The organism is Capnocytophaga sp. oral taxon 324 str. F0483, from assembly GCF_000318315.2.
GTDB classification, from domain to species: Bacteria; Bacteroidota; Bacteroidia; order Flavobacteriales; family Flavobacteriaceae; genus Capnocytophaga; species Capnocytophaga ochracea.
On the sequence record NZ_KB291496.1, the window covers coordinates 34,783 to 46,768 of the forward strand.

The 11,986-nt window shown below is 40.1% G+C and carries 11 protein-coding genes; 4 read left to right on the forward strand and 7 right to left on the reverse strand.

Going from position 1 to position 11,986, the window contains the following annotated elements:
* Nucleotides 1-728: 728 nt before the first annotated feature.
* The 4 genes from HMPREF9072_RS02665 to metF all read left to right on the forward strand — a co-directional run bounded on the left by HMPREF9072_RS02665 (nt 729) and on the right by metF (nt 5,767).
* A complete protein-coding gene (locus tag HMPREF9072_RS02665) occupies nt 729-1,706 on the forward strand; it encodes an alpha/beta fold hydrolase (protein WP_009410404.1) in 978 nt (325 codons plus the stop codon).
* Nucleotides 1,707-1,819: 113 nt separating this feature from the next.
* A complete protein-coding gene (thrA, locus tag HMPREF9072_RS02670) occupies nt 1,820-4,231 on the forward strand; it encodes a bifunctional aspartate kinase/homoserine dehydrogenase I (protein ID WP_009410405.1) in 2,412 nt (803 codons plus the stop codon).
* A gap of 11 nt (nt 4,232-4,242) precedes the next feature.
* Nucleotides 4,243-4,836 (forward strand): GrpB family protein, encoded by a 594-nt coding sequence (locus HMPREF9072_RS02675; RefSeq protein ID WP_009410406.1) that lies wholly within the window; start codon nt 4,243-4,245, stop codon nt 4,834-4,836.
* The gene (gene metF, locus HMPREF9072_RS02680) at nt 4,814-5,767 is read left to right on the forward strand and encodes a methylenetetrahydrofolate reductase [NAD(P)H] (protein WP_009410407.1); all 954 of its coding nucleotides are present in this window, start codon (nt 4,814-4,816) and stop codon (nt 5,765-5,767) included. Before HMPREF9072_RS02675 ends, metF begins: the two co-directional genes overlap by 23 nt.
* Nucleotides 5,768-5,802: 35 nt before the next feature.
* Here the strand turns inward: metF and yihA are convergent, their stop codons facing one another.
* The 7 genes from yihA to HMPREF9072_RS02715 all read right to left on the reverse strand — a co-directional run bounded on the left by yihA (nt 5,803) and on the right by HMPREF9072_RS02715 (nt 11,606).
* A complete protein-coding gene (gene yihA / locus HMPREF9072_RS02685; protein ID WP_009410408.1) occupies nt 5,803-6,408 on the reverse strand; it encodes a ribosome biogenesis GTP-binding protein YihA/YsxC in 606 nt (201 codons plus the stop codon).
* Nucleotides 6,405-7,169, reverse strand: coding sequence for an alpha/beta fold hydrolase (locus HMPREF9072_RS02690; RefSeq protein WP_002673660.1), 765 nt, complete (start codon nt 7,167-7,169; stop codon nt 6,405-6,407). Before HMPREF9072_RS02690 ends, yihA begins: the two co-directional genes overlap by 4 nt.
* Before the next feature lie 214 nt (nt 7,170-7,383).
* Nucleotides 7,384-7,740: a hypothetical protein gene (locus HMPREF9072_RS02695; RefSeq protein ID WP_009410409.1), complete on the reverse strand. Its 357-nt coding sequence runs from the start codon at nt 7,738-7,740 to the stop codon at nt 7,384-7,386.
* Between the two features lie 100 nt (nt 7,741-7,840).
* Nucleotides 7,841-8,482, reverse strand: a complete 642-nt coding sequence (pdxH, locus tag HMPREF9072_RS02700) for a pyridoxamine 5'-phosphate oxidase (RefSeq protein WP_002673663.1) — start codon at nt 8,480-8,482, stop codon at nt 7,841-7,843.
* 160 nt (nt 8,483-8,642) lie between these two features.
* Nucleotides 8,643-9,092, reverse strand: a complete 450-nt coding sequence (locus tag HMPREF9072_RS02705) for a PIN domain-containing protein (protein ID WP_009410410.1) — start codon at nt 9,090-9,092, stop codon at nt 8,643-8,645.
* Nucleotides 9,089-9,355, reverse strand: coding sequence for a hypothetical protein (locus HMPREF9072_RS02710; RefSeq protein WP_009410411.1), 267 nt, complete (start codon nt 9,353-9,355; stop codon nt 9,089-9,091). Before HMPREF9072_RS02710 ends, HMPREF9072_RS02705 begins: the two co-directional genes overlap by 4 nt.
* 133 nt (nt 9,356-9,488) lie before the next feature.
* Nucleotides 9,489-11,606, reverse strand: coding sequence for a peptidylprolyl isomerase (locus tag HMPREF9072_RS02715; RefSeq protein WP_009410412.1), 2,118 nt, complete (start codon nt 11,604-11,606; stop codon nt 9,489-9,491).
* Between the last annotated feature and the right edge of the window lie 380 nt (nt 11,607-11,986).

Below are 11,986 nucleotides of genomic sequence, written 5' to 3' on the forward strand. Positions count from 1 at the left end.
CCCCTTCGGGGGTTCGGGGGCTTACCGAATAAATAACTCGCCACAGTTTCCCTCTTGAAGGTAGCCAGCGACAGCTGGGTATGTGTAAAGGGGGAGGTTTGTATTACACTCCCTCCTAGTGCCTATGGCCTAAGGCCTAGTACCTTTTCCTTTTCTTTCGTCTCGAAACCCCGTTTTTACTATTTTTTGCATCGCTGTATTATACTATGAATCAACCACTTATATACCCTTCCTATACCAATCGTCCAAGATTCGTATAAGCTTCCTATAAGCTACCTATAAGCTAACTACATTCATCCTCACACCCTTTTTTCATCAAAACCTCTCCCTTCCTTCTTCTGAAATCTTCCGTTTCCTTCCGAATCCTCCACCCCCCTCCTCTGACCTGTCCGACTCGTCTGAAAAGACCGACTCGTCCATTCTCCTTGTTAGTATTATTGACATTTCTGGTATTTCTAGTATTTCTGGCATTATTAGCATTTACCCCATTTTCTCATTCTCTCATTTCCTCATTTCCTAATTCTCTTGCCTTTCTGAATGATTGTAATAAATGTAATAAAAACTATTTGTCTATTTAGAAAATTATTTTTACTTTTGCGCCTTTCAAAATCAATATAAAAATAATAGCGTTTTAACACAGAATTATTTTCCGATTAGAGTATCTGAAAAAGAAAATAATTCTAAATATATCTAAATGCTTTTCATATAAACTATTTCGCAACGCCTTTATGTCCGATATTCTACATTATCCTCTTACTGATTTCGTTACCTCTTGTGGGGTGCGCATTCCCGCTCTTAGGGTGTATTATCAAGTGTTTGGAAAAGCCTTAGGCACAGCTCCGGTGGTAGTGGTGAATCACGCTTTTACAGGTAATTCACAAGTAACGGGTGAAAACGGCTGGTGGAAAGAAGCCATCGGTGAAGGGAAGTTGATAGATACCCTCAAATACACGGTAGTAGCTTTTAATATCCCTGGCAATGGTTTTGGAGCACGCGAAGAAGATATGATTCCTAACTATGAGCATTGGGCGGGTATAGATATAGCGCGTATTTTCAACCAAGGGCTCACCGAGCATTTAGGACTTAAAGAGGTATTTGCCCTTGTAGGGTGCTCGTTAGGTGGCGGTATTGCTTGGGAAATGGCTACCCTCGCCCCTACCCTTTTCAAAGAACTCATAATCGTAGCTGCCGATTGGAAGGCAACCGACTGGATTATAGGCAACTGCCTCTTGCAAGAGCAGATACTCAAAAACTCTACACACCCCTTGCACGATGCACGCCTGCACGCGATGTTGTGTTACCGCACTCCTCAATCATTGAAACTGAAGTTTGAGCGCACCACCAACATTCCGTTGCAGTTATACAATGTAGAAACGTGGCTTTTACACCACGGCGACAAGCTGCACAAGCGCTTCTCACTCTCCGCCTACAAACTGATGAACCAATTGGTAAAAACGATAGATATTTCAAAAGAACGCGGTAGTTTTGCCGAAGCAGTAGCGCCTATCACCGCACACATTACCATCGTAAGCACCGATTCTGATTTGTATTTCGTTCCTCAAGAGAACCGCGATACCGTAACCGAACTCCGTGAAATGGGCAAACCTGTAGATTATTACGAAATCCACTCTGTACACGGTCACGATGCTTTCCTGATAGAACACAAACAGTTAGAACAGTATTTAAAGAAAGTGTTTGTTAGGTAAGAGATAAGAGATAAGAAAAGCATCACTACACTTTGCCAAAGTTTTTCTGCCTGTGTGGCTCACTCCTTTGGCAAAGTTGAAAATTAATTATGAATTGTTAATTGTCAATTATTATGAAGATATTAAAATTTGGTGGAAAATCACTTGCCAATGACGGTATTGAAAAGGTGATTGATATTATCATTACTTCACATAAAGAACCTCTATCGGTAGTAGTTTCAGCGCGAGGCAACACTACCGATGAATTAGAGGCTTTGCTCGAAAAAGCAAGTAAAGGCGAAGATTATACTGCCGACTTTCAACAACTGAAAGACGAACAGCAGTATAACTCTCGTGTATCGTTTGAGCCCGAATTTCAGTTGCTCGAAAAACTCCTCGAAGGCGTTTCGCTACTGAAAGACTACAGCCCTAAGACCAAAGATTTGGTATTGGCACAAGGCGAACTGATGTCGGCTAAGCTTGTGGTAGCACTACTTCAGCACAAAGGCTTGGAAAGTACTTTTGTGGATAGCCGTGAAATCTTCAAAACTGATGCTGTGGTAGGCAATGCGCAAATCATCAACTCAATATCCGAAAAACTCACCCGCGACCGCTTTGCAACCATTCCTCCTAATTGTGTGGCAGTGGTTACGGGCTTTATCGCTTCCACCGAAAAAGGCGACACTACTACCTTAGGGCGCAATGGCAGTAACTACTCAGCAGCGCTTTTAGCTAACTACCTCAACGCTTCCGAACTGCAAAACTACACCCACGTCGACGGTATCTTCACTGCCAATCCTGAGTTAGTACCCGAAGCCAAAATTATACGTCATCTTTCTTACGAAGAAGCCAATGAGTTGGCTAACTTTGGAGCTTCTATACTCCACGCTAAAACCATTATCCCACTCATTGAAAAAGGCATTCCGTTGCGTATCAAAAACACTTTCAACAGTGAGGACGCCGGCACACTCATTCACCAAGAAAGCGTGCAAGAGGGCATCAAATCGATTTCGGTAATTAAAGACAATGCCCTTATCGTGATGGAAGGTCGCGGACTCTTGGGCAAGGTGGGTGTAGATGCGCGTATTTTTAAAGCGCTCGCACAAAAAGGTATCAGTGTGAGTATCATCTCGCAAGGGTCATCGGAGCGCGGGGTAGGCTTGGTAGTAGCTTCTAAAGATGCTAAACTTGCCAAAGCTGCTATAGACGAAGAATTCTCACACGATTTCTACACCAATGATGTAAGCAGTGTGAGCATCGTAGAAGATGTAGCTGTAATTTCTATCGTAGGACAACCACTTGCTACTTTCCACCACCCTTATAACGCACTGATACGCAACCAAATCGTTCCTTTGCTCATCAACAATGCCGTAACGGGCAAAAACGTGAGTTTGGTACTCAAAACCAAAAAACTCCACAAGGCATTGAACGTAATTCACGGTGAAATCTTTGGGGTTTCACGCCGTATCAATTTGGTAATCTTTGGTAAAGGTACCGTAGGGGCTACCCTCATCGACCAAGTGATTGCCGCACACGACAATATACTTCACCGCAAGAATATCAGTTTGCGCATCGTTGCTATCGCCAATTCACAACAAGTGCTCACCAATGCAAAAGGAATTGGCAGTCATTGGCGCTCTGCCTTCGATAAAGAAGCTGTGCCTTATAGTTTCGACACTCTGCAAGCCTTTGTAGATAAATATCACTTAGAGAACCTTATCGCCGTAGATGTAACCGCCAGCAAAACCTTTGTAGACAACTATATTCCACTGATTAAGAGTGGTTACGACTTGGTTTCTGCTAATAAAATAGCAAATACTATTTCGTTTGACTTCTATCAAGAACTGCGCAAAACTCTCAAACAACACCAAAAAACTTATCTCTACGAAACCAATGTAGGGGCAGGCTTACCCTTGATAGACACCATTCGCCTCTTGCACCATTCGGGCGAAAACATCACCCGTATCAAGGGAATATTCTCAGGAACACTCAGCTATCTGTTCAATACCTTTTCAGCAGAAAACAAGCCGTTTAGCGAGGTGCTCCAACACGCTATCAACAGTGGTTATACCGAACCCGACCCTCGTGAAGACCTTTGTGGTAATGATGTAGGTCGCAAACTGCTCATCTTAGCCCGCGAACTCGATTTAGGTAATGAGTTCACCGATGTGAAGATACAAAACCTTATCCCCGAACATTTGAGAGAAGGCTCTGTGGAAGACTTTTTGCAACGTTTAGACGAGTTCAATGTGCCTTATCAGCAAATCAAAGAAGCACAAGCCCCCGACCACGTACTGCGTTATGTAGGTGACCTTCACGGCGACTTAGCTTCTACCGAAACGGTACAGTTAGACGTATCGCTCGTATCGGTTCCGCGCAATAGTGCCCTTGGTCAGGTAAAAGGTGCCGATTCTATTTTTGAAATTTACACCGAATCTTACGGCGATAACCCTATCGTAATACAAGGAGCAGGTGCAGGCGCTTCGGTAACCGCACGCGGGGTATTTGGCGATATTTTAAGATTAGCAGAAAAAAGTAGGTTTTAGGGGTTAGCACTATGAATCAAGAAGAAAATCCTTTGTTAAAAATGTCGTTGCAGGAATTGTGGCAACTGTTCCCTATCAATCTTACACAGCACAACCCATTGTGGAAAGAATGGTATGAGGAAGAACGCAGTTTCCTTTTAAAACAATTACCCTCTAACGAAGTGGTACGGCTAAGCCATATAGGCAGTACTGCTGTGGAAGGGATACAAGCCAAACCTATTGTTGATATATTATTAGAAGTGAAGAAAGACAGTTCATTTCAGAAGCTAAAAGAACTCATATTACAATCAGGTTATCTATGTATGAATGAAACAAACGATAGGATTTCTTTTAATAAAGGCTATACTATTAATGGGTTTGCAGAACGTGTGTTTCATCTGCACTTGCATTATGAAGGCGATAATGACGAACTCTATTTTCGCGATGAACTGCAAGCACACCCATCGGTAGCCAAAGACTATGAAACGCTTAAATTATCGCTTTGGAAACCTTTTGAACACGACCGAGATGCTTATACCGCTCATAAAACAGACTTTGTGAAACAATATACACTGATAGCAAAAGAAGAATTTAAAGAAAAATATGAAAATAACAGACCATATTAAGAATGCCAAAGGAAAAACGCTCTTCTCCTTTGAAGTAGTACCTCCTAAAAAAGGAAATAATATTGAAGAACTATACCGAAACATAGACCCCCTAATGGAGTTCAATCCTCCGTTTATAGATGTAACTACCTCACGCGAGGAGTATTATTACATTGAACACCCTAATGGATTATTGGAAAAAAAAGTAACCCGTATGCGCCCTGGTACCGTGGGTATTTGCGCGGCTATTCAGCATAAATACAAGGTAGATACAGTACCACACGTGCTTTGTGGTGGTTTTTCAAAAGAAGAAACTGAGTATCTATTGGTAGATTGTCTCTACTTGGGTATTGACAACGTAATGGCTTTGCGCGGTGATGCGATGAAAGAACAACGTTATTTTCAGCCTACTGAGGGCGGACATACCTACGCTACCGAACTCGTTACTCAAATCAGTAATTTGAACAAGGGGATTTACCTCAACGGCATTGCTGCCGACCATAAGGCTAATTTCTGTATAGGAGTAGCGGGGTATCCTGAAAAACACATTGAAGCTCCCTCACTCACCTCGGACTTGGCGCGCCTAAAAGAAAAGGTAGATGCTGGTGCCGACTATGTGGTAACACAGATGTTTTTTGACAATCAGAAGTATTTTGAGTTTGTAGAGAAAGCCAAAGAAGCAGGCATCAATGTACCTATCATTCCAGGGATTAAGCCTATTGCTATTAAAAAGCACCTCAACCTACTGTCACAAGCCTTTAAAATAGATTTCCCCGAAGAGCTCATCAAAGCAGTGGAATCCTGCAAGAACAACAACGAGGTAAAACAAGTGGGTATAGAGTGGGCAATTCAGCAGAGCAAAGAGCTCAAAGCCGCTGGGGTACCTGTTTTGCACTACTATTCAATGGGAAAATCAGATAATATAGTGAAAGTAATATCAGAAGTATTTTAATTAGGTAAGAGATAAGAGGTAAGAAATCCTATTTTTTATCTCTTATTTTTTATTTCTTCATTGATTTGTTCAATGTAATGGGTAAGTTCTTCTTTACCGGTTTTGTTTTCGGCAGAAGTGATGAAGTAAGGCGGAAATTCTTCCCAAGTTTCGAGGAGTACTTGTTGATAAGCAGCTATATTGCGTTCAATAGCTAAAGGTTTGAGTTTATCGGCTTTGGTGAAGACAATAGCAAACGGAATACCGTGTTCACCTAACCATTGCATAAACTCTACATCTATCTTCTGGGGTTCGTGGCGCACATCTACTAATACAAATGCGCATACCAACTGTTGTCGTTCCTCAAAATATTTAGTAATAAATTGCTGAAATACCTTTTTAGTTTCTTTGGATACCCTTGCATAACCATAACCAGGGAGGTCTACTAAAAACCAACTATTGTCTATTTTGAAGTGATTGATGAGTTGGGTTTTCCCAGGGCGACCTGAAGTTTTAGCCAAATTCTTGTGATTGGTAAGCATATTGATGAGCGACGATTTCCCTACATTGGAACGCCCTATAAAAGCATATTCAGGTAAGTTTTCCTTGGGGCATTTACTCACCTGAGAGTTACTCATCACAAATTCAGCTTTTTTTATCATCTTACCTCCTTATTTTCAAGCCACTTATTTAAAATATCATTGAACTGTTGAGGATGTTCCATCATTGGAGCGTGACCACATTTGTCTATCCAGTGCAGTTCAGAATTAGGTAATAGTTCGTGGAATTCTTCAGCTACTTTAGGAGGGGTTACATTGTCATTCTTACCCCAGATGAGGCAAGTAGGGGTTTCCATTTTAGGCAAATCCTTTGCCATATTGTTGCGGATAGCACTTTTGGCAAGAGCCAAAGTTTTGATGAGTTTAGAGCGATCAGAGATGTTAGCAAATACCTCATCTACAATTTCTTTAGTAGCTACGGCAGGGTCGTAGAACACTTCTTCGCATTTCTTTTTGATGAAATCGTAATCACCACGACGTGGATAGCCATCGCTCATTGCTTTCTCGTACAATCCAGAACTACCTGTAAGCACTAATCCGAGTACGTTTTTAGGGTGCATTTTTGCATAGAGCAAGCCTACGTGTCCACCAAGTGAATTGCCGAGCAGGATTACTTTTTCAAACTTCTTGTGTTTGATGAATTTCTGTATATATTTAGCCAATGTTTTCACCGAAGTTGTGAGCAATGGCATAGAGAAGAGAGGCAGTTCGGGGACTACCACTTTATATTTGCTGGAAAAAAAAGAAACTACTTCTTCAAAGTTACTAAGCCCCCCCATCAATCCGTGTAAGATAATGATAGGTGTGCCCTCACCTTTTTCGATGTATGAAAATTTACCTTCTTTTTTTACTTCTACTGTCATTGGTTTTTATCAAAAAGTTTTTTTGAGCTACAAAGGTAATATTTTTATTTCTATTTACGTGCAGGAAAGTGAAAATATTTTTTACTCTCTCTTCTTATTATTAACGCAAATAGTTATTTATTAAGCAAATACAATAAAATATTCCATTGTACAACAATGTTTTTTCCAATGTGAAAAATAAGAAATAGTTACAAATTAGCAAATTAACCAAAGGTTATTGTAACTTATGTATGAGTTCTTGTAAATGAGTATTTCTCCTGAAAGAATATTCTTTGCTACTACGATTGAGGTATTTTATAATATCAGCGGTTTTCTGGAGGGTAGCTTTATCATCGAAAAAAAACAATAGTTCTGAGATGATTTCTAAGGTATCTTCACTATTTTTATAGGCTAAAAGTATTGTTTCAGTAGGAGTATTGATGAAATAAGTAAGTGTGTGTGGAGTATATTTTTCGGCTAAGTAGTCCAAATATTTGAGTTGCTCTTCTTTTGCGGGCTTTTTGCTCAATAGTGCGGTGAGCTCTTCAAAGAAAAGTTCTATTTGCCGTTTGAGGTAATCTTTCTCTATCATAGGATTTATATTGTATTATTATGGAACGAGCTACAAACTCACAAAATTGACAATTCAACTTTGCCAAAATTTAAACCTTTTGGGAAAGTGTGCGACTCTTTCACGGCGCTAATCGCTCTAATTTCCAATCGTAGTCTTCAGTAAGAGTGTAACGCAGACGGTCGTGTAGACGATTAGGGCGTCCTTGCCAAAATTCAAGGCTTTGTGGTCGGACTAAGAAACCTCCCCAATGCTCAGGACGGGGTACTTCTTTGCCTTCGTATTGTTTTTCTAATGCGTGTAGGTGCTCTTCGAGGTATTCTCTTGAAGGGATTACTTCGCTTTGTGGTGATACTATTGCCCCTAACTGACTGCCCAAAGGGCGTGACTCAAAATAACCGTCGGAGGTATTGGCAGGGACTTTTTCAGCAATACCTTTGATGATGATTTGCCTTTCGAGAGATGGCCAGAAGAAAGATAAACACAAGTGAGGATTGGCGAGAATGGCTTTCCCTTTTTCGCTGTTGTAATTGGTGTAGAAAATAAAGCCTTCGTAAGTGTACTGTTTAAGGAGTACTACGCGGGTCTTTGGGTAACCATCGAGTCCTATGGTACTTACTGACATTGCATTGGCTTCGTCTACACTGTTGCTCTCATCGGCTTCGTAGAACCAAGTTTGAAAGAGCTGCATAGGATTCTCAGGAGCATCGCTTTCTAAAAGAGCACGCTTGTTATACGTTTTTCGGTAGTTGCTTAAATCCATTTGTTTAGGTAAAAGATAAAAAGTAAAAGGTAAAAGATTGGTGATGCAAAGATAAAAAATAATTAGCAAACTTGAAAATTAGAATGGGCACGAGCTACAAGCTCGCGCCAGCTGAACTATAAGCCCACGCCAGCTGAGGGAAATAGGAAATGTGGAATAGTTAGTCAGTTGTTTTTTTATAACGTTTGGCTTTAAGGTCTTTGGTCGTTACACATATATCATAGCCCATTTCTTTTAGTCCTTTAATTAGTTCAAAGTCACAAGTCCATATCTTGTGCCCTTTTTCAAAATGAAGAGCTATAAAAGGGTAGTCATCAGGATCGACAAACTTAGCTATTTCTTCTGCTTTATCTAAATATTGTTGGGAAATATCATCTACTTTAAAAAAAGTAATGTTCTGAATAAATTCTTCCAAAAGAATATTCGCTTGCTTTTTAGAAAGATTATTCTTCTTCATAATTTTAGGCAAGTGTTCTTCTATTTCTTCTAAAAGGTAATCAGGAGCTATAAACTGAATGTTTTTCTTTTTATCCTTTAAAATATTAGCAATTACTCCATTGGGTTTATAAAAACAACTATAGATAATATTAGTATCTAAAATAACTATCATATTGCTTGTTTCTCTTTCTTTTTAGCGAGATCTTCTCTCCAACGTCTGGCTATATTTCTATTAGATTCTTTACTCATAGCCATTATTTCTTCGCGGTATTTGATAGGTATACCGTATTCATCTTCTTCTAAATCATCGTTGTAAGAGATAATTTCGTCAAACTCTTTGCTCATAGAAACTTTTGTAAAGTCAAGTTTCTTGGCATATTCTACAAAAGCTAAAGCTTGAGGATTGTTGTCCGTAATGGTAATTATGTAGGGCATAATCTTCTTTTTTTGGCAAAAGTAAAAAATAATTAACAAATTAGCAAATTTGAAAAATTACTGAATGTAAGAAAACAGGAGTTAAAGATGTATGTCTTTAACTCCTGTTTTCTATTTTCCTAATTTCTATTTATTAATAGAAAGCACTTAGGTTTTCTTTAATGGTGGCAGTGCTTTCCAATGATTTGAGAATACCTTGAGCAGCACGGTCGGTGCGGAGTTTCTCAACAGTTTCAGCATAGGTTTTGTAGTTATCCAATGCAGGAGCTACAGTAGCTGAGGTAAGTTGGATTACGTATACCGCATTTTCGCCGTCGATAGGTTTAGAAAGCTGACCTTGTTTGAGCCCGAAGGCGGCACCTACTACTTTAGGTTCACGTCCTTCGCCTATGATAGTCGGGTTTTTCATTATGAGGTTCGCAGCGCTTTTCACTTCGGTTTTGTTAGCTGAAGCGATAGCTTCGAGGCTATTGCCTTTGGCTTTCTCTTTTAAGATAGCGGCTTTTTTCTCGCGAATGAGAATTGGTTTTACCATAGGAGCAGCATCTTGTACTGAGCTAATACCTTCTTCGCCTTGTTTTACCAATTGGGCTACAATATAGTTACCACCACTGGTGAATTTCTTGATATCACCTATTTTAGTGTCCTTTTGGAACAACCATTGTACGATAGAACGGTTAGAGCCCAATCCTATAATTTGGTCGTCGTTCTTATGTAGGTTATCGGCACGGAGCACTGAAAGTTCACTTTTTTTAGCAATATTAGCAAACTCTTTGGGATTTTGAGCTGCCTTCATTTCGAAGTTGGTTACCTTAGAGAAAAGAGAGTTGATAGTCGCTTCGGAAGGGTCTACTTTACGGCTGATAGTAGCGATGTTCACTGCTTCGGCTTTATCAGTTACTTTTACTACGTGGAAACCAAAATCGGTTTCTACTAACCCAATAGTACCTACAGCATTGTTGAAAGCAAATTCTTCAAAAGGTTTTACCATAGCGCCTTTGGAGAAGAACCCGAGGTCGCCTGCACTGTAAACAGCTCCTGGTTCTTCGGAATTTTCACGAGCGAGTTGCGCAAAATCAGCACCTGCTGCTTTGGCTTGAGCTAAAAGCTCTTCGGCTTTTGCCTTAGCTTCTTCCTTAGTACGGGTAGTATTAGGCGTAGCTGCCTGACTGCCGGCGTAGGCTATAAGAATATGGCTTGCTTTCACAGCACCGCCTGGTTGTTTGGCAATCATACGGCTGAGTTTGAGACTTCCGTCTTCTTCATAAGGACCGAACACTTTGCCTACCGGAAGGTTGAAAAGAGTATCGGCGTAAGAAGAACGAAGATTGTCTTTATTTACAAAAGTGCTATCGTAAGGCACATCGGAATGACGGTCTACGAAATCTTTGATGTTTTTTGTTTTAGCAAAGCCTGCAATAGTATCGTTTTTATTGGTTTTGCTGTTAAACACTACTTCGGGTTGCAAGAGCTTGAGTAGGCTTTCTTTTTCGGTTTCAATATCGGTTTGCGATGGTTTTTCGCTCACTACTATATACTGGATATTGCGATAAGCGTCTTGCTTAAATTGTTTTTCGTGTTTCTTGATATAATCTTGTATCTCGCTATCGGTTACCTTTACGCTTTTATCATCGATAGAGCTGTATTGCAACGCTACATAGCTGATATCGGCGAGGTCTTTTTCCTGATGGTATTCCATTTCGGCTTCGGTATTGGTAACGCCGAGACCTGCGCGGATAAGGCTGAAATACATTCGCTGTTTAGCATCTTCGATAATAGCATCTTCTTGCATTTTCCACTGAGCATAGGCTTGTGGATTGGTGTTTTTGAGGGTAGCCAAATAGTTGGTGAATTTATTTGCGTCGAACACTCCGTACTCATTCACAAACTGAGGATTTTGAGCGAGCGGTGTTTTAGCAAGAATTGCTAAAATCTGGTCTTTTTCTACACTGAGACCTAATTTTTCGATTTGTTGGTTGAGTAGGATTTGTTGGACGTTTTGTTCCCAGACGTATTTAGCGGCTTCGATGCTAGATACTTGTCCGTTAGCTTGACGGGTAGCATTTTCCACTTGCTGACGGAATGCATCGATAGGTACCTCTTCGCCATTTACGCTACCTATTTCGTTGGGTGTATGGTTGCTAAAGCGCCCTTTACCTATGAAGTCGGAGATGATGAAAGCGAAGAGGGCGAGCCCAATAATCGCGATAAGGAATACGGTTTTACTTCTAATCTTTTCGAGTACTGCCATTGTTTATAAATCGTTTATAAAAGTATAATGTGAATCAGGTTGGATTAAGGAATGTTTAAATGTTTCATTAAAAGCCCCCGTTCCCCCAAAGGGGGACAAGCTACAAAGTACAACTCTCAATAAAACAATATGCCATTTTTTAACCCTTGATTCATTTATAAAATTGTTTGGTGTTATTAATCAAACGGCAAAAGTAATGCTTTTTGTGGAAATGCAAAAATAATTCTGAAAATTATTTAAGTAAAAGGTAAAAGGTAAAAGGTAAAAGGCTGTTGATTAAATGGTTAGTGGTTAATGGTTAATTGATAAATTAGAAAATTTGGGAATTAGAAAATGAGGTGCGAGTTTGAGTTAGAGGAATGAGGCTGTGCCTCAGAAAT